Genomic DNA, 23202 nt, shown 5'->3' with positions numbered 1-23202 from the left:
CACATAGGGATTGTATAGATTGTTTTGAGTGGTAGATGGGATGAAGAGGATGACGAGAAAACTGTAGTGCCAAAAGGAGAGAAGATTGAATGAGCATTGGACAAATAGCCGATAAAAGTGTGAAAATTTCGGTTAGGGTTCTGAACAAGTGTTTTACCCGCAAACGGGAAAAGGGCAATAACGTGAAGCAGTTTGTTGCGCTTAAAGATTTTAGTCTTGATGTTCGGGAATCGGAGTTTCTGAGCATTGTAGGCCCGTCAGGTTGCGGAAAATCTACATTTCTTGATTTGCTGTCAGGACTCTCTGAGCCTACCTCGGGTGGCATTTATATAGACGAAAAAAAGGTTGAGGGACCCGCGCTTGATCGAGGTATCGTGATGCAGGGCTATGCCCTGTTCCCCTGGCGGTCAGTGCGGAAAAATGTTGAATATGGACTTGAGGTCAAGGGAATGCCCAAGCAGGAACGGCGGGAAATCAGCCAGAAATTTTTAGAATTGGTGGGGCTTGAGGAATTTGCCGAAAGGTATCCATATGAGCTCTCGGGGGGGATGAAACAGCGGGTGGCGATTGCCCGGGCCCTCGCGTATGACCCCGAAGTGCTGCTGATGGATGAGCCTTTCGGTGCTCTCGACGCGCAAACCCGCGAAATATTGCAGGATGAGCTCTTGCGGATTTGGGCGGCGACTCAAAAAACCATCATATTTGTTACCCATAGCATAGACGAGGCCATATATCTTTCCGACAGGGTGGTTGTTCTTTCCGCAAATCCGGGAACCTTGCGGGACATCTTTCCCATAGAACTCCGCCGTCCCCGCGATGGAGTGCGCCTCACACCAGATTACCTCGAACTTACCCGCAGGATAGCGGATTCTCTTCACGGCAAAACCCCGCCCTCGCAGATCATACATAATGGAGATGGAATATAATGGAATTTGTCATAAAATTGATCAAGAAAAGTGCTCTGATTTTCTTCATCCTTGCGTTGTGGGAGATTTTGCCCAGTCTGAAAATAATCAGACCCTCTTTGCTTCCCCCTTTCTCTGATGTGCTGATCACTTGGTTTCAGCTGATCTTCTTGGGCGAACACGAGTTGATTCCCGACATCCTGATCAGCCTTCAACGAGCCTTGCTGGGTTTCGGCTTTGCCCTTCTGATCGGAATACCGTTAGGACTTTTGATCGGATATTTTAAGAGCTTTTCTGATTTCTTCTCCCCGCTGGTGCATATTTGCCGCCAAATACCCGCGTTGGCTCTCTTTCCTGTGTTCATCCTGTTTTTCGGTATCGAAGAGACATCAAAGGTGACCATCGTATTCTGGGTATCGGTTTGGGACATCTTGCTGAATACCATAAGCGGGGTCCGGCACACCGATTTGCTGTTGATTAAGGCCGCCCGTTCCATGGGGGCGGATACTGAAAGGATTCTTTCCTCAGTGGTGCTGCCAGGGGCCGTACCCTCCTTGATGACAGGATTGAGGCTCGGTTCCGGATCAGCGATTAAGGCTCTTGTTGCGGCGGAAATGATCGGAGCAAAGGCTGGCCTCGGATTCCAGGTGATCAATTCCCAATATAATTTCCAGATCTCAAAAATGTATGTCTCTATTTTAACCATCGCTTTAATCGGGATCATTCTCAACTTTATCTTAGAGATAATAGAGAAAAAGCTGACCTTCTGGAAACCCACCATAAATGAAGAGTAAAGGAAGACGATCATGGCAAAATCAATATCTCCCGCCCAATTGAACAATCTTCTGGAAAGCGATGAGCTTTTTGCGCTTATTGATGTAAGAGAGCGCTGCGAATATGAAAGAGGCCATATTTTCGGGGCAGCCATTATCTCCCGCCGTTCCCTTGAGAGAAAGATTCTTCAATCGGTGCCGAATAAGGAAATCAAAACGGTCATATACAGCGGAGATGGCAATCGGGCGCTTTGTGCCGCCAATACTCTGGAGAAGGGCGGCTATACCAATGTCTATGTCCTTGCAGGCGGGCTTGATGGCTGGAAATCCGCAGGATTTCCGGAAGTTAAGGGCTTGCATGTGCCCAGCAAAGCCTTTGGGGAGATTGTTGGCGAGATCTGGCAGGATGTGACACCGATATCCCCCGAAGAACTTCATGCATATTTGACCAGATATACCGTGATTGAGGTGCGCCCGGCCGAAGAGGTAAACCAGACAGGCAGCATACCCGGGGCGGTCAATATCCCGGGCGTGGAGCTTTTTGCGGCGATATCTGATTATATGGAACGCGGCAAGAAGGTAGTATTGACCTGCGCCGGCAGAACCCGGGGCTTTATCGCTTCCGCAACCGTCAAGAAATTGGGTTTGGGAGAGGTTCTCGATCTGACCAACGGCACCCTTGGCTGGGTTCTGGCGGGCTATGAGCTGCAAAAGGAAATGCCTGCCGCATCCGTTCCTTCTTCTCACAGTCGGAATAAAGCAGAATTGGCGGCGCAAAAGCTCGCTCAGGCCAATCATATTCCTTTGATCTCACCTGAGGGTCTAAAGTTCCGGCAGGAAAATTCAGATAAAAATCCTCTTTATGTCATTGATACGCGCACAAAAAATGAATATGAAGCGGGGCATATCGCGGATTCCCTGTCCTATCCGGGCGGGCAGGCCATACAAAACGCCGAAGATGCCGTACCGGTCCGCGGCGCGGATATCGTTTTGGTGAGTGACGGGGAAACCCGCTCCGCCATCACCGCTTATTGGTACATCAAAATGGGATTCCCGCATGTCTTTGTGCTGAAAGACGGGCTGGATGGTTGGAAGGAGCGTGGATACAGATTAGAGCGGGGAAGTCCCCCAAACCGGTATCTGGATGATGAGCGCGATCGAGGCTCAGTTGAGTTGCTCGGCGTCGAAGCGGCCCGGGAGTCGCTTTCAGGTAAAAATCCTCCCCTTCTCATTGATGTAAGCTATGGGCGGGATTTTGCCGCGGGACATATCCAGGAGAGCAGGTGGATTCCCAGAGGGAGGTTGGAGGAGAGAATCAGCACGGCAGTGCCTGAGAAAGCCACTTCCATTCTGCTTACCGCCGCCGACCCCATTGAAGCGGTATTCGCCGCCGTTGCCTTGTCTGAATTGGGCTATGGGAACGTCAAAGTAATTGAGGGTGGGTGCGCAGCATGGGCGGCAAAAGGATATTCTCTCGAGGAAGGCTCGGCAGGGTTTGATCTCGACGATTGGCATATTCCTCTCTCTGAATATGGCAAGAAAGAGGCAAAGGAATATTTTGCCTGGGAAGAAAGCCTTGTCCATGACAATAAATATATGGCACATTTCCAAAGATTAAATATTATTTAGAAATGAGGGATTTTCAATGGCAACATTAAGAAGAAGCACAAAAACCGTTATCGCCGCGATCGCGGCAGTCATCGTTGTGGCGATTGTGGCCGGAGTCATTCTGACGACGGGTAAGGGCAAAACAGAAGAAGACTATACGCTCCGCTACATTGTCAATAACTACGGCGACATTGTAAATTTTGACATCGCGCTGGAGAAAGGCTTTTTTGACGAGGAAGGCTTGAAGGTAGAGGAAGCCGGACTTGCTGGCGGCGGTTCGGCGGCCATCCAGGCGATCGCGGGCGGTCAGGCCGATATTTGCAATGCGGCAATTCCGGCCTTCATCAACGCGGCTGCTGCGGGCACCCCCATCAAGGTTATCTATGGCGGCCCCGCAATCGGCAGCGACCAGAACCCCGGTTATCAATTATTGATTCGCGCGGATGATGATACGATTAAAACCCCGCAGGATTTGAAAGGCAAGACCATTGCCCTGGGCGCTAAGGGTGCCATGTTTGAATTCATCACCCGTCAGTATCTGGCCAAAGGCGGCCTGACAGTAGACGATGTAAACATCATCGTTGTTCCGATCGCCCAGCATGAGCAGGTGCTCCAAAGCAAACAGGCTGATTTGGTCGTGGACGGTTCCCCAATAGCGGATCAGCTCATTGAAAACGGCACCGCAAAAAAACTCTCCGATCTCTATACTGTCTTGGGTCCGGAACTTGCGGGTTCCGGTTGGGGATATTTTATTAACAGCGATCTTATGGCTAAATATCCCGAAACAACCAAGAAGCTGGTGGCCGCCCTGGTGAAGACCGATCAATGGACAGAGGCCCACCCGGATGAAGCGCGGGAAGTCGTCAAGAAGATCTTGACGAAGCATGGTCAAAACCCGGAATTGGCCAAGTATTGGAAACCTGTTAAATTGGTAAATTATGGTCTGTGGCCTGAAAGCATGGTAACTTACTGGATTGATTTCATGGTCGATAACGGCATTGTCAAGAAGGACGCGGTGAAGCCTTCGGACATCTATACCAATGAATACAATCCATATGATAAGAAATAACTGGAGAGACTGATGATGACTTCTATGGAGCGTATACTGGCGGTCTGCAACCATGAGCTGCCCGACCGCATCCCATTCCTTTTGAGCACGAGGGAATTCGGCATGAAATATGCCGGATTCTCCCTTTCCCAGGCTTTCACGGACCCCGATTCTTTTATCGGGGCGCAAATCAAGGTTAGGCAGGATTTCAATCAAGACGGGGTGTGGGATATCAACGCTGTTCCTGTGGTGGATGAGGCGCTGGGAGCCAAGCTTGTATTTCCGGAGGATGATTCTCCATACGTGGATTACAATCCTTTTTTAAAATCCCTTGCTGAATTGGATAAATTAAAGCTCGTCAATCCCAATACCGACGGGCGGATGCCCTATATGCTTTCGCTTGTGCAAAAGCTAAAAGCGGCAGCCGGTCCGGACGTACCGCTCTTTGCCTGGGTGTCCCAGCCTTTCCGTTCAGCTTGTATGCTAAGGGGTGAAGCCAATTTCTACCGCGATTTGATCAGGCATCCGAATGAGGCCAGGGAACTGCTTTCCTTTCTTACCGACAACCTGATTGCTTACGGGAAAGCCTTGATCGACCGAGGCGCTGATATTATCCACACCTCCAATCCTGTCGCCAATACCGAATGTATATCCTTAAAGCATTACCGTGAGTTTGTCCACCCTTATTCAAAGCGGTTCTTGGGTTCCTTAAAGGAATATGGCGCCAAAAAAACCATGTATCACACTTGCGGCTGCTGGTCTGACCGGTTGGATCTGGTTTGTGAGGAGAATGTGGACATCATCCATTTTGACGAGATAGCAATATCCGAATTCAAGCAAAGATTCAGTGACAAAGTTGTGGCCTTCGGCAATCTGCACACAGTGGATGTGCTCCATCAGGGAACGACGGAAACAGCGGCGGAAGCGGCCCTGCAATGCATAAAGGACGGCAAGGCAGGCGGAAGATTTATCCTGAGTGCCAATTGTTCCGTTCCCCGGGATACTCCGCCGGAGAATATTCGGGCGATTTGCAGGGTGCATGAGAAATATGGGAAATATTGATCTGGTTCATTTGGCGAGGTGAACTCGATAGGCTGAAAACCAATCACAGGTGAAAGGTGTGTTATCGTGCCGGTTGTTCGATTTATCAATCAAGACGTTCAAATTGAGGTAAGAGAGGGTACGACTATATTGGAGGCAGCCCGTGCGCTGGCCCTTGGAATTGAGGCTCCCTGCAACGCGGTAGGTACTTGTGGCAAGTGCAAGGTCAGGTTGGCCGATCCCCTTGGGTATTCCGAGATCGAGAGGGAATGTTCTCACCGGCTGAGTGAAATCGAGCAGAAGGAAGGGTATGTTTTAGCTTGTCAAAGCGCTGTTTTGGAGGATATTGGTGTTTTTTGGGAAAGTAAAGCGGACGAGAACAGAAAGCTTCAGATTTTAGCTGGCGGCGAATCTTTCAATTATCATAGGGATCCTTATGTTACGAAACAGTTTGATGGCCGCAATACGATTATTTTGGGGGATGGAAAGCCTCTGGGGAGCGAACCGGGCGATACGGCGGGTGAAGTATACGGTATCGCGCTTGATATTGGTACGACCACCCTGGTGGCCGAACTGGTCAATTTAAAAACGGGGGAACATTTCGCCCATGAGTCTATGCTTAATCCGCAAAGCGCTTATGCGCAAGACGTTCTATCCCGCATCCATTTCGCTTCTGACGATGGCTTGACAACTTTATATGAAGCCTTTCTGGGGGCATTCGCTGAACTGCGAGATAGACTCGTCAAAAGAGCGGAGATCAATCCCGCTCATATCTATGACGTCGTTTACAGCGGAAATACGACAATGCTTCATCTTGCGGCGGGAATTGACCCCACCCCTTTGGGCAGCTATCCTTATCACACCAATCTTTCGGGAAACAGTTATCTGCCTGCGAAAAGGCTGGGCATTTCCCCCTTTGGCAGCATATACCTGCCGCCGATCATATCGGCTTTTGTGGGAGCGGATATTACCTCCGGAGTATTGGCGTCACGCCTTACAGAAAGAAAAGGTGTTACTTTTTTTATTGATATCGGGACCAACGGCGAGATGGCTGTCGCGCAGAACGGGAAGCTTGCGGCCACTTCAACGGCGGCCGGCCCTGCCTTTGAGGGCATGAATATTACCTGTGGTATGCGAGCCGCGCCGGGGGCGGTGGAGGAATTCTCCATTGATGAAGAAGGAAATGTCAACTATAAAACCATTGGGGGAATGGAACCGATCGGGATATGCGGCAGCGGTCTATTGGATATCGTGGGTGAGCTTGTCCGAACCGGAATCGTAGGCAAAAACGGACGGTTTGTCAAGGAGAGCGAAGCGCGATATTCTGAAAAGATCAAACAGCAGATCAGATTGACGGAGGGAAAAACCACGTTTTATCTCACGGATAAGGTCTATCTCACCCAAAAGGATATCCGACAGGTTCAGCTTGCCAAAGGTGCGGTATACGCCGGAATCGTGGCCCTGCTGGAACAGTTGAATGTTCCTCCGGAATCGGTGGATGAAGTTTTGATCGCAGGGTCCTTCGGCTATCATCTGCGCGAGAGGAGCCTCCTCGATATCAGGCTTCTGCCGCGTGTATTCAAGGGCAAAGTGCGTTTTATCGGAAACACATCCCAATCGGGGGCGGCAGCTTTTCTGCTCAATAAGACCTTCCGAGAACAGATGAAAGCCCTTGTGGAATCGGTGGAAAAAGTTGAGCTTGCCAACACCCCGGATTTTGAGAAGCTGTTCGTAAAATCACTGAATTTTTAGGAGATAACCCATGAATCCTGAATTAACCCGCGAGGCTTTGAGCCGGTTTTGCTCCGATGAGGCAAAAAACGCAAAGGAAGTAGGCGGCCTCTTTTATACTTATCAAGGGGCCCCGGCTCTTGAGGCCCGCCTTCTTGGGGCTGATATCACGCCTACTGTCAGCGGTTTCGGAGATGTGATCCCCTTGATCAATTGTCATGAAGAACTGAACCGTCTCCCATGCCATTTTCTTGAGGAAAAACTAAAAAATCTGCTGGATTCATTGAACGTTCTCGCGGAAGCAAATAACCTCTGGCTCAATATGATGGCGCCCTATTCTCTGCTTTGTGATGTCTGCTCGCCCCGGCTGCCGTTATGGCTTCTGCGGTATCCTGACGAGGTGGAAGCGGCGCTTTTATCCCTCACCGAAGCGCTTGCCGATTATGGGGCAAAGGCTTTTGACCATGGAGTCAAGGTGATATCTCTTTGTGATATGCAGGCTCTGCCTGCTGTTCTGGGTGAAAAACATCATCGCCGATTCGCGGCCAAATATCAAGTGCTGCTCCTGAAAAGCCTCCTTGCGGAGGGCGGGCGTGGTGTTGTCCATGTTTGCCCATTCACATTTTCGCCCCTGGAAACATATAGCCTTGCTTTCTATCATGGTTATCCTATACCCGGGAAGGATTATCAGGCCGCGGTTTTGGAGCGTTATGAAAGAGGGAGGCGGGTGGTTGTGGGACGGCAATGCCCCCATATCAAGGTAACGGAAACGATCTATGAGATGTCGGAAGGAGTGATAGGATGACTTCCCGTGAGCGTGTGTTCAACGCCTACAAATTCAAACCAGTGGATTATATCCCCGTCTTTGCCAATGACGCGGCCAGTGGACCCCGCCTGATCGGCCGGGATTTTGACGAGGATATTTTGAACGACCCCGAGGCATTGGCCAAAGCCGAGCTGGCGGTATGGGAGGTGGTGCGGGCAGACTGCTTCAATATTCGTACCGCGTATGCCGTTCAGAAGAGTCTGGGCTGCAAGCTGTATTTCCCCCACGATGACCATCATCAGTTCGGAGAGGCTGCGATATTCACCAAAGAGCAGGCCGAAGCCATTAAAATCCCCGATCCTGAAACAGAGCCGCACTTAAAGGTGGTGTTGGACCAGATCCGCCTTATGCGGAAGGAAGCGGGAGACGAGGTGGTGTATCATGTCACAAGTCATGGGGTTTTCAACACCGTATCGCGTTTGTTGGGTGTCGAGAAAATGATGAATGTCCTGGCCACCGACAGAGATTTTTTTGATGTAATCGGCAACAAGGTAACGGACACCATTATTTGGATGGCCCAGGCAGTGAAGAGAGCCGGAGGGGATATTTTTGAGCTGGCGGACGGCATGTGCAGTCCTTCGGTGCTTTCGCCCAAAATGTTTACCGATATCGTGATCCCTCATCAGGGACGTCTCTTGCGCGGTATTCATGACGCGGGGCTGATTGCTCAGTTTCATCCCTGCGGCGGCGAGTATCCGATCATCGACCAGATGAAGGATACCGGGGCCGATTCCTTTTGGTTTTCAGAGTTGGTTGATATTGCGGTGGCTCAGAAGATTTTTTACCGCCGTTTTCCGGTAGCGGGAGGGGTGGATCCCGCCAATACCTTGTTTTTAGGTACGCCCGAAACAGTTGACCGTGATATCAAGGCCATGATAGAGAGACTGAAGCATAAAAGCGGAGTGATCATTCAACCCGGCTGCGGCCTTGCTCCCAATATCCCTGTAGAAAATCTCAAGGCCATGGTTGACGCGGTGCGCAAATACAGCCATTTGGCCGGCCGAAAAAAAGATGAAAATATCGCATGAAGAATGCGCTGTAGGAGGATATTGTAATGGCGATTGCAAAGGAAGAATTATTTCAAAAGCTGTCCGACGCGGTTGTGGATATGGATGAGGACATCTCCCGCGATACCGCAAACCAAGTGATCAACGAGGGATATGACCCCTTCGAGGCCATAGACAAAGGCCTGTCCGACGGCATGAGAAGGGCGGGCGATTTGTTCGAGGAGGAGGAATATTTTATTCCTGAGCTGATGCTCTGCGCCGATGCCATGGATGCCGGCATTCAGGTGCTTTCCCCGCATATTGAGCGGGAGGATGGCCAAAATCTGAAAAAGGTTGTTATCGCTGTGGTGCAAGGGGATACCCACGATATCGGAAAAAATCTCGTGCGCATTATGCTTGATGCCGGCGGCTATGAGGTGATTGATCTGGGCCGGGATATCCCGCCGCGGATCATCGTGGATAAGGCCAAGGAGGCGGGGGCGCAGATCATCGCTCTTTCTACCCTGATGACCACCACCATGCCGCACATGGAAGAGGTGATCACCCTGCTCAAGGAGGAGGGTATCCGTGATCACTTTAAGGTGATTATCGGCGGTGGTCCCATTTCTCAGCGCTTTGCCGATAAGATCGGCGCCGACGGCTATTCCACCAATGCCTCCGATGCCTTGAAACTGCTGAACAGGCTGTTCGACTCATCTCATAAAGGAGCTTGATAGCATGTCTCAATTATCACCCAAAGAGCGTTTGTTCAGAACGATCAAGCGAAAATCCATCGACCGTAAGCCCGTTATCTGTCCCGGCGGCATGATGAATGCCGCAGTGGTTGATGTCATGCGGGATTCGGAGAGTGTTCTGCCTGCCGCTCATTCCGACGCCCTCCTGATGAGCGCTCTGGCGCAAAGGGTGGCCTCGCTTACCGGCTTCGAGAACATCGGCGTGCCCTTTTGCATGACAATCGAACCCGAGATATTGGGGGCGGAAATCGATTTCGGCACCCTGGAATGTGAGCCTAAAATCGCCAGGGAGCTCTTTCCTTCGGTATCGGCGGTCGAATACAGGGATATCCCCGCCTTGCTGGAAAAGGGGCGGGTTGAAACCATCGCAAATGCTGCCGCGGCTTTATCCGGGGGGGATTTGCCGTTGATTTGCAGTCTGACAGGTCCCATCAGCACGGCGGCTTCGATCGTCGACCCCATGACTTTTTTGAAAGAGCTTCGGAAAAAACCTTCTGAAGCGCACCGTGTTCTTGATTATGTCACCGATTTTTTGATCGCCTACGCCCTGACCCTGCTGGAAAGCGGAGCGGATATCATCTCGATCGCCGATCCCACCGCTACAGGCGAAATATTGGGGCCCAAAATGTTCTCCGAATTTGCCGTGCGCTATATCAATAAATTGACCGAGGCCGTTCAGGCCGCCGACAGGAGCGTGATTCTCCATATCTGCGGCAATATGAACAGCGTGAAGCAATACCTGCCTGAGTTTTATGCCGATGTGATCAGTACAGACGCCATGGTCAATTTAAGGGGGCTGAAGGAAGAATATCCCGATCTATTGACCATGGGGAATCTTAGCACCTATCTTTTGGAATCAGGGAAGAAAGAGGCTATCGAAGCCCGCACGGAGCATCTGATCAAATCGAATATTGATATTATCGCTCCTGCCTGCGGCTTATCCACATCCTCGCCGATGGATAATTTGCAAGCTTTTACAGGCGCGGTCAAATCTTAATCATAAGGGGGTAATCACAATGGCGGTGACGGCTGCAAAGCAGATCAAATCCGAAGCATACACGCCCGAATTCGATTATACACCTCGTGAGGAGAAAGAAGGCACGGGCGGGAATGTCAAAAGGCTTTTAGGGTTATTTTATCAATCTCTTTCCTCGGCGGATAATGAATTCACGTATTGGTATACCCGCCGATGGGATGAATTGGACGGTTCCGTTCCCGTGATAAGGCGCGCCGAAGCGCTCAAAAGCGCCTTTGAACATCTCACTCCCACGATATGGCCGGGCGAGAAGCTTGCCCTGCAGAAATCAAAAAATTACCGGGGTTCTTTCGCTATGCCCTGGATTCAAAACAGCTTCCTTCTGGCAAGATCGAATGAAAATTTCTCGGGAGGAAAACGGGTGATCGCCACAGGCGGCGGAAATGTCACCTCCGATTTCGGAGAGGTCAAGTCGGTGGCGGGAAAATTTGGCCTGAGGAAAGAAGATTTTCCGGCCTATCGGCGGCTTGCCCAAAGCTGGGACGGCCGTTCGGCCGAAGCGGTATCAAGGCAAATGGAGGAGTTTGTGCCCGATAAGACGCTCAAGGATTTGATTCAAGAATCAAAGGTCAGCTATGATGATGCCGGCTTTACCATCGTTCAAGGCCGCGAAACCATGAACCTCTATTATCCTTTTCAATATGGTTTGGAGGGGCTTGTCAAGCTGCTGGAAGAAAAACGAGACGCCGTTGCCGGAAGGGCTGATGGAGACGGTGTTCTGGGCATGGACCGATTTTATTATGATCAGGCCGTCATCATTGCCATTCGGGGGATTCAGGCTTGGATTTTAAATCATGCCGCCCTCGCCGAAAAGCTGGCGGCCAGGGAGAGCGCTTTACCTGATGAGATCCGGCGTCGCCATGTCGTCGAGGATTCAGGGGAAAGCTACGCCGATATTTATTCCGAATTGGGAAAGACGCTTCGGAAGATCGCCTTTGATCGGCCTTCCACGTTTAGAGAAGCTCTTCAGCTTTTTCACGCTCTTCATATTGCCGCGTCCAATGAAGATCCGATCTGCGGCGTTTCCCCCGGCCGCTTAGGTCAGATTTTGTATCCCTGGTTCGAACAGGATATCGAGGCGGGGCGAATTACGGAGGAAGAGGTTATTGAGCTCCTGGAGATGCAGAGAATCAAATTAACCACAATGGATATCTTCGCTTCCCCCAATACCGTGGGCGGAAATGCCGGAAACACCTATAACAATCTCACGGTAGGAGGCCTTAAAAGGGACGGCTCGCCGGCGGTCAACCGTCTTGAATATCTTTTTGTGGAGGCTGGAATCCGCTGTTCTACTCCGCAGCCTACCATCACCTGCCTTTACGATGAGAAACTGCCCGAGGATTTCCTGCTGCAGTGCGCCAAATGCAACAAGACAGGCACGGGATATCCGGCCTGGGTCAACAATCAAACCTCTAGGAAGATGCTGGTCAAGCACTTTGGCCATGAGGGCATGACGGAAGAAGAATCCGCCGCCGCCGCTGTGGGAGGCTGTCTGGCCATTGCTCCGGGGGTCTATAACACCATCGATTTAAACGGCAGAAAATATGAAATTCCAGGAGGAGCGGGACTTACCACCATGGGGGGGATTCGTCCGTTTGCTTTGCCTAAAATGCTGGAGATGACCCTCTTCAACGGTTATGACCACAATCTTAAAAAGCAGATATTTCCGCCTCACAACCGGGTTTTTCATTCATACGAGGAGTTTCTTACTCAGCTCAAGGCCTATATCGACAAAGCCCTTGATGTTCTCACGCGCTTTAATAATCTTTATTTTGACATCACACGCAAGAACAACATGTCGGTTATCAATTCCTTTATGAAGCCTGACTGCCTAAAAACCGGCCATCACAACGGTCAAAAGGGATACCGTTATAACACGACTTTTTTGGCCATAACCAGCGGCACAATTACGTTTGTCAATTCCCTGGCACAAATAAAGAAATTGGTTTTTGAGGAAGGGAAATACAGTCTGGAGCAATTAACCGATGCCCTGCTTCACAATTTCGGTTATGATACCGCCGAGGAATCGGGCAGTTTTTCAGTACTTGACCGCCGCAAGAAGGATGGCTCGGATCAATATGACGATATTTATGCCGACTGTCTCCGCGCTCCCAAATTCGGCAATGCCGACCCATATGTTGATGCGATCCTTGCCGATTACGAGGATTGGTTCCCGCAAATCGTGACATCCAAGGAAACGCTCTACGGCGAGAAACTCCAAGTGGGGCAGTTTGTCACCGGCCATCATAACGCCCAGGGGGGTGTGACTTTAGCGACTCCCGATGGACGACTTGCGGGCACCACTTATACCGACGCTTCCATGTCGGCTTATCCGGGCACCGATAAAAACGGTCCCTATGCCATCTTCCGGTCGGCCACGGTGTGGGATCATTCCAATACCCAGAGCTCCATGCTCAATCTCAAGCTCCACCCAACCGCGATATCGGGAGATGCCGGAACAAAAAAGCTTCTCGCCCTTACCCGTGCCTACATGCGCTTGGGCGGTCACCACATCCAATATAATATCGTGGACAGCAACAATCTCCGGGATGCCCAGCGCCACCCTGAAAATTACCGTGACCTTCTGGTGAGAGTTTCAGGATTCACCCACTATTGGTGTGAATTAAGCAAGCCCATTCAAGACGAGGTCATTTCCCGTACTGAATATGAGTGTGGGCTTTAGGACGCGTGTCCACAATCCAAATGGATAGGAGTTTGATAGATCATGATTAAATCTGCCCCCAATCATTCTGATTGCAAAAATTTTGCTCCTTTGGATGTGGCAAAAGGGCTCTGCCGCTGGAGTGACGCAATCGTTTTGATCGACGCCCCGCTTTGCCCCGAATTTGAGACCCTGCCAAAATGTGCTCATTGTAAGTTATATGCCGATGACGGAGCGGGTCTCGGTAAGTGTGCCGGTTATGCTAAACCCTATTGGATCGACGGGAACTTTAATGCCTCCCTGTGCCGGTATTTTGAAAAAGCATGATGGAAATCCAGGATAAAGCGTTAATATCCAGTATTGAAAGCTTTACAACCCATGACGGTCCAGGCTGCCGCACCACAATATTTTTTGCCGGATGCCCGTTAAAGTGTGATTGGTGCGCCAATCCCGAAGCCATGGAGTCAAAGCGTAAAATCTTGTTTGCAGAGCAAAACTGCCGTGCCAGGGATGGGTGTTCCCGTTGCGTCAAGGCTTGCCCCCACGGTGCGCTTAGATCGGCAAACGGGGCGTTGCAGATTGACCGGGGGATTTGCACGGATTGTATCAGCTTTCATTGCACCGAAGTATGTCACCTGGACGCGATCAGGCTGTGCGGGAAAGATTACACCGCAGACCAGCTTATGGAGCGGCTCCGCATTGACAGCGGTTCTTGGGGAGAAGGCGGCGGCGTTACCTTCAGCGGCGGCGAACCGCTCAGGCAAGCCGGATTTCTGCTCTCCCTTTTGCCAATTTTAAAGCGGGAAAACATCCATACCGCCATAGAAACATCGGCTTTCGCAGCTGAAGAAGTTTTTCAGGCGGTGATGGATGAGATTGATTTCGCTTTTATCGATATCAAGCATGTGGATCCAACGCTTCACCACTCCCGCACGGGTGTCGATAACACCCCTATTCTCAGCAATATAACAGCTCTTGCCAGGAGCGGGTATCAAGGGCGGCTGATCATACGGGTTCCAATGGTTGCAGGCTATAACGATACCGTTGAAAACATGACCGCCACCGCCCGGTTTATGAGCGGGTTGGATTTAAAGGAAATAAACCTTCTGCGATTTCACCGCCTGGGGGAATCCAAGTGGCGTCAGCTTGGCAAGGAGAGCCCATATGATGATAAACCGTCCGCTATTGATCTATCCGGAATGAAAGAGATATTCGCCCAAAAGGGGATTGCGTGCTATATCGGCGAGGATACACCATTTTGACCGATCATAGCTCTTGTGTAAATCAAACGAAAGCTGGCGATAGTGATGAGCAATGCAAACAAACCGGGGCTGTCTGACCGGATTCAAAGGCTATATGCAATGAGGAATGAGCTTTACGACAGCGAAGTCATCCCTCACCGCGCTCAAGTGTACGGCAAGGTGTTTTCCCGGCACCCAGCCCTTGATCTCCCTGCAAAAATCGCCTTAGCCTTTGAGGAGTTTCTCTCTGAGAAAAAAATATCTGTTTTGCCCGGTGATGTGCTTGCGGGATACGCTTACAAGTATTCCTGGGATCTCACCGATCCGCATAAAACCCCGGACAGCTACAATGCGGCGGAAGTCCCTCCCTACGACCCTTTCTGCATCGACGATGAGGTTGAGCGGATCAAGGCTTATCTCGGCGGCGATGAACATCATCCCGCGGTAAAAAAGCTTCGCTTTTTCCAGAAAGGAGTACATTCCTGGCTGTTTAAGCATAACAGCGGCGGGCATATTATCCCCGGCCAGCAGCGCATTTTGACCTCAGGTTTGAAGGCGCTGCAGGATGAGGCGAAAACCGAACTGGGCCGAGAGCATACGGATAGTGAAAAGAGCTATATCTCCGCCATGCTGCGCTGTGCTGAGGCGTTCTCAAATTATATCCTGAGATATTCGGAAGAAGCAGAAAATTCTGCCCGGAGCATTGAGGATCCTTCTGAAAAAAAGCAACTGTTAAAAATATCCACGGCCTGTAAACATATCTCAAAAAATCCACCCCAAAGCTTTTTTGAGGCGGTTCAGCTTGTCTGGCTGGTGCATGAAGTTCTGATCACTGATATGCCCGTAAACTGTGTCATCTCCGTCGGGCGGTTGGATTTATATCTCGACTCTTTCTATCAAGCCGATCTTGCCGCCGGGCACATTACCGGGGATGAAGCGCAGGAAATCATCGATGCCTTGTGGCTCAAATTTGCTGCCAACGAGATGTGCTACCAAAATGTTACGATTGGCGGGACGACGGTTTCCGGCGAATTGATCAGCAACCCCATTACCCTTATGTGCCTGCGGGCAACTGAGCGCCTGCGCTGTGATCAGCCGCTGCTTGCCCTGCGCTATGCTCCGGATATGCCCGAAGAGCTTTGGGAAGAATCGCTTAACGTCTTGCGAAGCGGCACCGGCTTTCCTTCCTTTTTTCACGATGCGGCTTGCATCGCCGTCAAAGAACGACAGGGATTGTCTCATGAAGATGCCGTAAACTTCGCCGTTATGGGCTGTGTAGAGCTGACTGGCTGCGGAAATGACTTTTCCAATACGGAATCCATGAGGATCAATATCCCACTGCTGCTTGAATTCATGCTCAACCGCGGCGTCCAACGACTTACGGGAGAGGTTTTCCCTCTCCACAACAGTCACGACCTTGATTCCCTGGAAAGTTTTGACGAATTCTATGCCTGGTTCAAGCGAGAACTGCGCGCCTATATTAACCTCGGTCTGGAAAGCGCCGATCTCATCGAGAGCTTTTGGGGCAGGTTGTATCCGGCTCCCTTTTTGTCTTTCACAATGAAAGGCTGTGTTCAAAAGGGACGCGATGTTGCCGATGGCGGCCCGATCTACAATAATTCTGTCTTAAACGGCGGGGGATTCGCTTCAACGGCCGACTCGCTCGCCGCGATCAAAAAACTCGTGTTTGATGAAAAAATAATGACATTGTCTGAGTTGGCAGTTGCCCTTGATCAAGATTATAAAGGCTATGAGCATCTTCTCCGCTTGATCAGCGCCTGTCCCAAATACGGCAATGATGATGATGCTGTCGATAGATTCGTCCGCGACATTGTGGATATCTTTATCGATGAGGCCGAGGGCAGGAAGAACAGCCGCGGAGGGACCTACGGTATCGGTTTGTACACCGTGCAGGATCACGCCAAAATGGGGTATCTTACCGGTGCCCTGCCCGATGGACGGCTCGCGGGCACCGCTCTTTCCAACGGCTTTGCTTCTGTGCAGGGCAAGGACATCTCCGGCCCTACTGCATTAATCAATTCCGCCGTCAAGGCCGAGATTTCAGGCGCCGGCAACGGCATGGTGCTCGATCTGAAATTCTCGCCGCAGTTTTTGCAAAATCCTTCGAACGCCAAGGCGACGCGCCATTTGATCAATTCCTACTTTGCCCGCGGCGGAATCGAGATTCAAATCAATGTCGTCAACAGTGAAACTCTGCTGGCCGCCAAACGTGAGCCCGAGAAGTACAAAAATTTAGTCGTGCGCGTATCGGGATTTTCAGCATATTTTTGTTCACTGCTGCCCGCAACACAGGACGAAATCATCGCGAGGACAGAGCATGGGAATTTTTGATCCTGATTGGCATGAGGTCAGCGCACTCGTAACAAACATCCAACGCTTTTCAGTGAACGATGGGCCGGGCATACGGACTACCGTCTTCCTGAAAGGGTGCAATCTCCGCTGCTGCTGGTGCCACAATCCCGAGTGCATCGACATGCATCCGCAGATTCAATTTGATGACGTGGTATGCCAAAAGTGTGATTTATGCTCCGCTTCCTGCCCGAACGGCGCAATGCGAAGCTGCGGAAATATCGATCAAACGAAATGTGTCCTTTGCGGCTGCTGTGTTAAAATCTGCCCATATGACGCCCTATCTATCGTTGGGGAGTGGAAGACGTCGTCCGAGTTATTGGAAACCATGAAAAAGGACCGGCCATATTATCAGGAATCCGGCGGCGGCGTGACAATTTCCGGCGGTGAGCCTCTATTGCAGCTTGATTTCCTGCATAATTTCCTGCCAAAGCTGAAGCAAGAAAATTTTCATGTTGCGCTTGACACAGCCGGATGCGTTCCCTTCTCAAGCCTAGAGTATGCCGCCTGTTTTGCAGATTTATTTTTGTTCGATGTCAAGGCCTTCTCATCCGAAATTCATAAAAAATACACCGGGGCAGATAATGCTGTAATTTTAGAAAATCTCCGCCGGCTCTCGTCTCTCGGCACTGAGATTTGGGTCAGAATCCCAATAATCGCCGGGATCAACGATACAGGGGATGAAATCGCGGCGATTGCGCGTTTTCTTAGTGAAATACCAGGCATAGCTCAGGTTGAGCTGCTCCCGTTTCATGACTATGGGGTGAAAAAATATCAATCAATAGGCAAACCATATTTACTGCGCGGCGATCCTCATCCCTCAGAGGATTTTATGCTGACCGCAAAGAGAATCTGCAGTTCATTTTGCCTTCCTTTGCGCTGAACCAAGGCTCCCGAAATTCTTGCACAACATGTACGCAAAGTAACGCAAATTTGCGCTGATTGCCCTTGGTTTTTGCGAAAATGTTGTGTATAATGATTTTGTTTATGGAACAGGAAAGGGGGAGAACGGTGACACTGAAAGAAATCGCCAAAGAAGCGGGCGTATCTGTTTCAACCGTATCCAGAGTGGTCAATTCGCGGAACGACAGCTTCGCCAGCAAGGAAGTTCGGGACAGGATTTGGGCAATCGTCAAGAAATCCGGTTACCTTCCCAATAAAAGCGCCCGGGAGCTTCAGCAGGGCAAAAAAAGCGGCGAAACTGTGCGCAGCGGTTCTCTGTGCTGTATATTGGGCCGCACCGATACCATGGAAGAAAATCCATTTCTATCTCAGCTTTCAAGAGTGATTGAGAAGCAAGCCATGGAACACGGTTACCCGGTTCGGTTCTCCTACTCCATTTTCGACGTCAATGAAAAGCTGATGACAAATGTGATCAGGGAAAAAATTGAATCGTTCAAACCGGCCGGCGCGATTGCCATTGGGCAGTTCAACAAATGCGCGATTGATCTGCTCAACCGGTATTACGCCAATATTGTCTATGCCGGGCGCGGCAGAATCAACGCGGAATGGGATCAGGTCATCTGTGACGCGTATGAGGCTGCCGAAATTGCGCTCTCTCATCTTTACCTGCAGGGTCACAGGCGGATCGGTTATCTTGGCGGAACAGAGAGCGAGGTGCGTTTTCTCGCTTATCAAAATTTCTTGCGGAAACATGATCTCGCTTTTGAGGATGAACTGGTGTATCCGTGCGAACACAACGGCGAAGGCGGCGTCTTGGGTGCCGAGAAACTGATCAAGGCCGACGGGAGCAAACCGACCGCCGTTTTATGCGCCAGCGATACCTCCGCCATCGCGCTGATGAACCGCCTGAAAGACGCCAAGATCCAGGTGCCGGAGCAGGTCTCTGTCGTTGGCATTGATAATATAGAGCTGTCCGGGTATGTATCGCCCATGCTCACCACGATGGGGGCGCCGGTTCAGGAAATCGGCAATGTGGCGGTGCAAACCTTGATTGGCAGAATTGAGCGGCGGCACAAAAAACCGTTGCGCATCTACCTGCAAAATGAATTCATACATAGGCAAAGTGTTGCGGTGCTTGCCAATGCGTTTTGACTGGGAACAAAAACAAAGGAAAGTGGTGACGAACATGGAGGCTGATTACAAGGCGCTGAAAAACGGCGGATTCATGCGGCAGGTGCAGAAGAATCACTTCTCCCTGCGGCTGAAGGTAGTGGGCGGCAGCCTTACGGCGGAGCAGCTTTTGACCATCGCTGAAATCAGCAAAAAATACGGCGACGGGCATGTGCATCTCACTTCCCGGCAAGGTGTGGAGATTCCGTTTGTCAAATTGGAAAACGTGGAGGACGTCAAGGCCGAGCTGGAAGCGGGCGGCGTGAATACAGGCGTCTGCGGCCCGAGAGTGCGCACTGTGACGGCCTGTCAGGGCAGCGCGATATGTCCAAGCGGCTGCATTGAGACATACCCATTGGCTTGTGAAATCTCCGACCGCTACTTTGGCCGAGAGCTGCCTCACAAGTTTAAATTCGGGATCACCGGCTGTATGAACAACTGCCTGAAAGCCGAGGAGAATGATTTAGGCGTCAAGGGCGGCTATACCATCGAATGGATCAAAGAAGCCTGCACCCTTTGCGGAGTGTGCGCCAAGGCCTGTCGCGACGGGGCGATCACCCAGACTGAAACCGAACTGCTTTTGGATGAGAGCAAATGCAACAACTGCGGCCGCTGTGTGAAGTCCTGTCCCTTTGACGCATGGCGGGGCGAACCGGGATATATCCTCTCTTTTGGCGGAACCTTCGGTAACTTAATCGCGAAGGGTGAGGAGGTCCTGCCCATCATCCGCGATAAAGAGGTCCTTTTTCGGGCAGCGGACGCGGCGCTTGCGTTCTTCGATCAGTACGCCAATCCAAGCGAGCGTTTCCGTGTGGCGATTGACCGTGCCGGATGGGACACATTCAAAAAAGAAATGGAGGCGGCTTACAATGGCTGAGTTTGTTGTGGACGAGACCGTTGACATCACCGATGTCGTTTGCCCCGTTACCTTCGTCAAGGCAAAGGTGGCGCTGGAGGAGTTGAATGACGGCCAAGTGCTGTCCATCCGCATGAACGACGGAGAACCGGTGCAGAATGTTCCCCGCAGCATCAAGGATGAGGGGCATCAGATCCTAAAACTCATTGACAACGGCGACGGTACCTATAACCTGATCGTGAGAAAGGCGGGAGAATAAATGGCGCTCTCCTTTTCTTCAAAGACGGGCAGGAGTGCAGACCGGTTATATCCGTAAAGACGCTTTGCTGAACACCGTCAATAAACTTTTGGAGGGTTAATCAATGAAACTGACTGTAGCGGGGGAGAAAAAAGAATATCAAGAGAGCTTGACCATTGCCGGACTGATCAAGCTTGAGCAGGTGGAAAACCCGGAGTATGTTACGGTTTCTATTAATGATGAGTTTGTCCAGAGCGGAACTTTTGAAGAGATCGTCCTGAAAGACGGCGATATCGTGGAGTTTCTTTACTTCATGGGAGGCGGGCGCTGATGGCTTTTACCAATGAACAGCTTGAACGCTATTCCCGCCACATTATCCTTTCTGAGGTTGGAGTAAAAGGGCAGAAGAAGCTGCTGAACGCCAAGGTTCTGATTATTGGTGCAGGCGGCTTAGGCGCTCCCGCCGCGCTCTATCTGGCCGCTGCCGGGGTCGGCACAATCGGCATTGCCGATGCCGACGAGGTAGATTTGTCCAACCTCCAGCGTCAGGTGATCCATACCACGCTGGATGTCGGCAAGGCGAAAATCCAATCTGCCAGGGAGACTATGGAGGCGATTAACCCGGACATCGCTGTCCAAACCTATCGCGTCTTTGTGGACGCAAACAACATCATGGATCTGATCGCCGATTATGATTTTATCATCGATGGCACCGATAATTTTCCGGCTAAATTTCTCATTAACGACGCGTGTGTATTGGCTAAAAAGCCTTTTTCTCATGCGGGAATCATCCGCTTCAAAGGGCAGCTCATGACCTATGTGCCGGGTGAAGGGCCGTGCTATCGCTGTGTATTTAAAGAGCCGCCTCCGCCGGATGCCGTGCCCACTTGCAAGCAGGCCGGGGTAATCGGTGCGATGGGTGGCATCATCGGCAGTTTGCAGGCTATGGAAGCGATAAAGTACATGATCGGCAAAGGCGATCTCCTGACCGGTTATCTGCTCACCTACGACGCTCTCAAAATGGATTTCCGCAAGATCAAGCTGCCTGTGGATAAACACTGCGCCGTCTGCGGCGAACATCCGGCAATATTGGCGCCGTTTGATTATGAGCAGGCGGAATGTGATTTAAAGAAGTAGGAAGCGCGATGATGAGGATAACAATAAAACAATCTGATTTTGAATTGATGGTCAGTCACGCAAAGGCCGGGCTGCCGAACGAAGTCTGCGGACTGATCGCCGGGAAGCTGGAAGACGGCGATGCGGTGATTGAAAAAATATATTTGCTTTCCAACCCTGACCAGAGCCCCGAGCATTTTTCCATCGACCCTGCCGAGCAGTTGGAAGCAATCAAAGATATGCGAAAATTAGGGCTTGCGCCGCTGGGGAATTTCCATTCTCATCCGTCAACTCCGTCAAGACCTTCACAGGAGGATATCCGGCTGGCCTATGATCCCAAGGCAAGCTATCTTATCCTTTCGCTGGCGGAGAAAACACCGGTGTTGAAAGCCTTTGAGATTGTGGACGGCGCGGTCACGCAGCGAATTTTGGAGATTGGATGGAATACGGTTTCCTGAGGGCACTCTTTTTCTTGTGAAAACGTGTATATGATGTCGATTATTTTGAGATAATGTGTAAAATTCTCCTTTGAAACTGTGCATTTTTGTGATACAGGAGTGCTCCGCCGCGCTGAACTCCCTGAAATATTTCAAGGAAAAAGCCAACGAATATCATGTCCTTGCAGCCGGAAGCCTGCTCGGTACCCTCTTGGCAAAGCCGAAGTCTTATCCGGTCGGCATGGTCAACCTGATTAATCTGTATCCGCTGTCCTTTGATGAATTTATCGCCGCCATAGACCCGCCGCTTTATTTCAAGCTCTTTCTGTTTGACACGGGGCTGCTCAAGCATATGGCCGGCGTTGACAACGCGGCGATGACAAACAAGCTGATATAACCGTCAAATCGTGAAGCTTTTTCTGCTGCTTAAAGATACCTGGATTTAAGCCGAATTCCGGTATTTTTTTTGTTTGAAACAATTGACAGATGGGCTTTTTAATTGCATACTAGATAGGATAAAATACAAAATTAGAAATATTTTGCTTGAGAAAAGCTAATCATATATTTATTGAGATAATGGGGGACTGTAAATGGCTGAGAGATATGTGCAAACACTGGAAAGATCGCTGGATATTCTGGAGGTATTGGCACAATCTGAGGAACCTCTGGGAGTAACTGAGATCGGCCACAGAATAAGCCTGCATAAAAGCACTGTTCACCGTATTCTGCAGACCTTATGCTATAGAGGTTATGTGGAGAAGGAAAAAGACAGGGAACGCTATCATTTGGGAATCAAAATTGTTGAGCTGGGGATCAGCTTCCTTAATGACCTGGAGATTCGAAAGATTGTCGGAGCTTATTTAAGCCAGCTGGCAAAAACTTTTGATGAAGTTGTCAATCTGGTTGTATATGAAGATGGAGAGATTGTCTATATAGATAAGAGGGAAAGTCCCAAAACCATCAGTATGCATTCTATGGTTGGGCGCAGGGCGTATATGCATTGTACCGCCGCCGGAAAAGCGATACTGTCCACAATGCCCGAAGAAGAGGTCAGGCAGATTTTGTCGAAAAAGGGAATGTTTAAATTTACCCCGGCAACGATCACCGATTCTGAAGAACTGCTGGAACAGTTGAGGGTAATCAGGGAAAAGGGGATTGCCATGGAATCGGAAGAGAATGAGGTTGGCATCTTCTGTCTGGCCACTCCGATAAGAAATTATACCGGCAGGGCGATTTGGGCGATAAGTGTTTCCGGCCCGACCAACAGGATGCTGGAAAAGGATATTGAAAAACTGAGCGAGGTTTTGAGAAAGGCCGGACAGGCTGTATCGGCTCAAATGGGATATTCCCATATCAATAAAACCTTACAAAGGAGTTAAGACGTCCGTTGGTTTATTCTGACGGAAGTTTTTTAATGGTCATATCATCAGTGGACAGGAGATTTGAACAAGTCATAAAAGGATATTTTTTTGGTTAATTTATGAAACGCAGTTTTGAATG

The 23202-nt window shown here is 50.4% G+C and carries 23 protein-coding genes; all 23 read left to right on the top strand.

The window, feature by feature from the left end; translation table 11 throughout:
- Positions 1-89 precede the first annotated feature (89 nt).
- The 23 genes from SGLY_RS12795 (at position 90) to SGLY_RS12685 (ending at position 23081) form a co-directional block, all read left to right on the top strand.
- A complete protein-coding gene (locus tag SGLY_RS12795; protein ID WP_013625694.1) occupies positions 90-926 on the top strand; it encodes an ABC transporter ATP-binding protein in 837 nt (278 codons plus the stop codon).
- Entirely contained in the window at positions 926-1699 is a 774-nt protein-coding gene (locus SGLY_RS12790) for an ABC transporter permease (protein ID WP_013625693.1), read from the top strand. Before SGLY_RS12795 ends, SGLY_RS12790 begins: the two co-directional genes overlap by 1 nt.
- A 12-nt stretch (positions 1700-1711) precedes the next feature.
- Positions 1712-3307, top strand: a complete 1596-nt coding sequence (locus SGLY_RS12785; RefSeq protein ID WP_013625692.1) for a rhodanese-like domain-containing protein — start codon at positions 1712-1714, stop codon at positions 3305-3307.
- 16 nt (positions 3308-3323) lie between these two features.
- The gene (locus tag SGLY_RS12780; protein WP_013625691.1) at positions 3324-4355 is read left to right on the top strand and encodes an ABC transporter substrate-binding protein; all 1032 of its coding nucleotides are present in this window, start codon (positions 3324-3326) and stop codon (positions 4353-4355) included.
- A gap of 12 nt (positions 4356-4367) precedes the next feature.
- The gene (locus tag SGLY_RS12775; protein ID WP_013625690.1) at positions 4368-5396 is read left to right on the top strand and encodes a uroporphyrinogen decarboxylase family protein; all 1029 of its coding nucleotides are present in this window, start codon (positions 4368-4370) and stop codon (positions 5394-5396) included.
- Positions 5397-5462: 66 nt separating this feature from the next.
- On the top strand, positions 5463-7127 hold the full coding sequence (locus SGLY_RS12770; RefSeq protein WP_013625689.1) for an ASKHA domain-containing protein: 1665 nt from the start codon (positions 5463-5465) through the stop codon (positions 7125-7127).
- Between the two features lie 10 nt (positions 7128-7137).
- Complete coding sequence (locus SGLY_RS12765) at positions 7138-7911, top strand: uroporphyrinogen decarboxylase family protein (protein WP_013625688.1); 774 nt, start codon at positions 7138-7140, stop codon at positions 7909-7911.
- Positions 7908-8960: a uroporphyrinogen decarboxylase family protein gene (locus tag SGLY_RS12760; RefSeq protein ID WP_013625687.1), complete on the top strand. Its 1053-nt coding sequence runs from the start codon at positions 7908-7910 to the stop codon at positions 8958-8960. The genes SGLY_RS12765 and SGLY_RS12760 overlap by 4 nt, the downstream gene beginning before the upstream one ends.
- 26 nt (positions 8961-8986) lie before the next feature.
- Positions 8987-9652 carry a corrinoid protein gene (locus SGLY_RS12755; protein WP_013625686.1) on the top strand — a complete coding sequence of 222 codons (666 nt, stop codon included), beginning with the start codon at positions 8987-8989 and terminating at the stop codon, positions 9650-9652.
- A 4-nt stretch (positions 9653-9656) separates the two neighbouring features.
- Positions 9657-10670, top strand: a complete 1014-nt coding sequence (locus tag SGLY_RS12750) for a methylcobamide--CoM methyltransferase (protein ID WP_013625685.1) — start codon at positions 9657-9659, stop codon at positions 10668-10670.
- Positions 10671-10689: 19 nt separating this feature from the next.
- Positions 10690-13392, top strand: coding sequence for a 4-hydroxyphenylacetate decarboxylase large subunit (gene hpdB, locus SGLY_RS12745; protein WP_013625684.1), 2703 nt, complete (start codon positions 10690-10692; stop codon positions 13390-13392).
- Positions 13393-13434: 42 nt separating this feature from the next.
- A complete protein-coding gene (gene hpdC / locus SGLY_RS12740) occupies positions 13435-13698 on the top strand; it encodes a 4-hydroxyphenylacetate decarboxylase small subunit (RefSeq protein ID WP_013625683.1) in 264 nt (87 codons plus the stop codon).
- Positions 13695-14633 (top strand): 4-hydroxyphenylacetate decarboxylase activase, encoded by a 939-nt coding sequence (gene hpdA, locus SGLY_RS12735; protein ID WP_013625682.1) that lies wholly within the window; start codon positions 13695-13697, stop codon positions 14631-14633. Before hpdC ends, hpdA begins: the two co-directional genes overlap by 4 nt.
- Positions 14634-14678: 45 nt before the next feature.
- On the top strand, positions 14679-16964 hold the full coding sequence (locus tag SGLY_RS12730) for a pyruvate formate lyase family protein (RefSeq protein WP_041444808.1): 2286 nt from the start codon (positions 14679-14681) through the stop codon (positions 16962-16964).
- The gene (locus SGLY_RS17625; protein ID WP_013625680.1) at positions 16951-17865 is read left to right on the top strand and encodes a glycyl-radical enzyme activating protein; all 915 of its coding nucleotides are present in this window, start codon (positions 16951-16953) and stop codon (positions 17863-17865) included. The genes SGLY_RS12730 and SGLY_RS17625 overlap by 14 nt, the downstream gene beginning before the upstream one ends.
- A gap of 128 nt (positions 17866-17993) precedes the next feature.
- Positions 17994-19037, top strand: a complete 1044-nt coding sequence (locus SGLY_RS12720; protein WP_013625679.1) for a LacI family DNA-binding transcriptional regulator — start codon at positions 17994-17996, stop codon at positions 19035-19037.
- A gap of 34 nt (positions 19038-19071) precedes the next feature.
- The gene (locus SGLY_RS12715) at positions 19072-19932 is read left to right on the top strand and encodes a 4Fe-4S binding protein (RefSeq protein ID WP_041445404.1); all 861 of its coding nucleotides are present in this window, start codon (positions 19072-19074) and stop codon (positions 19930-19932) included.
- Positions 19925-20170: a sulfurtransferase TusA family protein gene (locus tag SGLY_RS12710; RefSeq protein WP_013625677.1), complete on the top strand. Its 246-nt coding sequence runs from the start codon at positions 19925-19927 to the stop codon at positions 20168-20170. Before SGLY_RS12715 ends, SGLY_RS12710 begins: the two co-directional genes overlap by 8 nt.
- A gap of 103 nt (positions 20171-20273) precedes the next feature.
- Positions 20274-20480, top strand: a complete 207-nt coding sequence (thiS, locus tag SGLY_RS12705; protein ID WP_013625676.1) for a sulfur carrier protein ThiS — start codon at positions 20274-20276, stop codon at positions 20478-20480.
- Positions 20480-21286, top strand: a complete 807-nt coding sequence (gene moeB, locus SGLY_RS12700; protein ID WP_013625675.1) for a molybdopterin-synthase adenylyltransferase MoeB — start codon at positions 20480-20482, stop codon at positions 21284-21286. The genes thiS and moeB overlap by 1 nt, the downstream gene beginning before the upstream one ends.
- An 8-nt stretch (positions 21287-21294) precedes the next feature.
- On the top strand, positions 21295-21723 hold the full coding sequence (locus SGLY_RS12695; protein ID WP_013625674.1) for a M67 family metallopeptidase: 429 nt from the start codon (positions 21295-21297) through the stop codon (positions 21721-21723).
- A gap of 70 nt (positions 21724-21793) precedes the next feature.
- A complete protein-coding gene (locus tag SGLY_RS12690; protein ID WP_041444805.1) occupies positions 21794-22099 on the top strand; it encodes an AAA family ATPase in 306 nt (101 codons plus the stop codon).
- Between the two features lie 193 nt (positions 22100-22292).
- Entirely contained in the window at positions 22293-23081 is a 789-nt protein-coding gene (locus SGLY_RS12685) for an IclR family transcriptional regulator (RefSeq protein ID WP_013625673.1), read from the top strand.
- The last annotated feature ends 121 nt before the right edge of the window (positions 23082-23202 follow it).

Origin of the sequence: Syntrophobotulus glycolicus DSM 8271, assembly GCF_000190635.1 — a bacterium.
Taxonomy (GTDB): Bacteria; Bacillota; Desulfitobacteriia; order Desulfitobacteriales; family Syntrophobotulaceae; genus Syntrophobotulus; species Syntrophobotulus glycolicus.
The sequence above is the reverse complement of the archived record's forward strand: the minus strand, read 5'-3'. Positions and strand labels throughout refer to the sequence as shown.

Bases quoted from the DNA above. Each gene is read 5' to 3' on its own strand.
- SGLY_RS12760 (WP_013625687.1), top strand. From the start codon at position 7,908: ATGACTTCCCGTGAGCGTGTGTTCAACGCCTACAAATTCAAACCAGTG.
- SGLY_RS12795 (WP_013625694.1), top strand. From the start codon at position 90: ATGAGCATTGGACAAATAGCCGATAAAAGTGTGAAAATTTCGGTTAGG.
- hpdA (WP_013625682.1), top strand. From the start codon at position 13,695: ATGATGGAAATCCAGGATAAAGCGTTAATATCCAGTATTGAAAGCTTT.
- SGLY_RS12790 (WP_013625693.1), top strand. From the start codon at position 926: ATGGAATTTGTCATAAAATTGATCAAGAAAAGTGCTCTGATTTTCTTC.
- SGLY_RS12755 (WP_013625686.1), top strand. From the start codon at position 8,987: ATGGCGATTGCAAAGGAAGAATTATTTCAAAAGCTGTCCGACGCGGTT.
- SGLY_RS12685 (WP_013625673.1), top strand. From the start codon at position 22,293: ATGGCTGAGAGATATGTGCAAACACTGGAAAGATCGCTGGATATTCTG.
- SGLY_RS12730 (WP_041444808.1), top strand. From the start codon at position 14,679: ATGAGCAATGCAAACAAACCGGGGCTGTCTGACCGGATTCAAAGGCTA.
- SGLY_RS12750 (WP_013625685.1), top strand. From the start codon at position 9,657: ATGTCTCAATTATCACCCAAAGAGCGTTTGTTCAGAACGATCAAGCGA.
- thiS (WP_013625676.1), top strand. From the start codon at position 20,274: ATGAAACTGACTGTAGCGGGGGAGAAAAAAGAATATCAAGAGAGCTTG.
- SGLY_RS12785 (WP_013625692.1), top strand. From the start codon at position 1,712: ATGGCAAAATCAATATCTCCCGCCCAATTGAACAATCTTCTGGAAAGC.
- SGLY_RS12780 (WP_013625691.1), top strand. From the start codon at position 3,324: ATGGCAACATTAAGAAGAAGCACAAAAACCGTTATCGCCGCGATCGCG.
- SGLY_RS12765 (WP_013625688.1), top strand. From the start codon at position 7,138: ATGAATCCTGAATTAACCCGCGAGGCTTTGAGCCGGTTTTGCTCCGAT.
- SGLY_RS12695 (WP_013625674.1), top strand. From the start codon at position 21,295: ATGATGAGGATAACAATAAAACAATCTGATTTTGAATTGATGGTCAGT.
- hpdB (WP_013625684.1), top strand. From the start codon at position 10,690: ATGGCGGTGACGGCTGCAAAGCAGATCAAATCCGAAGCATACACGCCC.
- SGLY_RS12775 (WP_013625690.1), top strand. From the start codon at position 4,368: ATGATGACTTCTATGGAGCGTATACTGGCGGTCTGCAACCATGAGCTG.
- SGLY_RS17625 (WP_013625680.1), top strand. From the start codon at position 16,951: ATGGGAATTTTTGATCCTGATTGGCATGAGGTCAGCGCACTCGTAACA.
- hpdC (WP_013625683.1), top strand. From the start codon at position 13,435: ATGATTAAATCTGCCCCCAATCATTCTGATTGCAAAAATTTTGCTCCT.
- moeB (WP_013625675.1), top strand. From the start codon at position 20,480: ATGGCTTTTACCAATGAACAGCTTGAACGCTATTCCCGCCACATTATC.
- SGLY_RS12710 (WP_013625677.1), top strand. From the start codon at position 19,925: ATGGCTGAGTTTGTTGTGGACGAGACCGTTGACATCACCGATGTCGTT.
- SGLY_RS12715 (WP_041445404.1), top strand. From the start codon at position 19,072: ATGGAGGCTGATTACAAGGCGCTGAAAAACGGCGGATTCATGCGGCAG.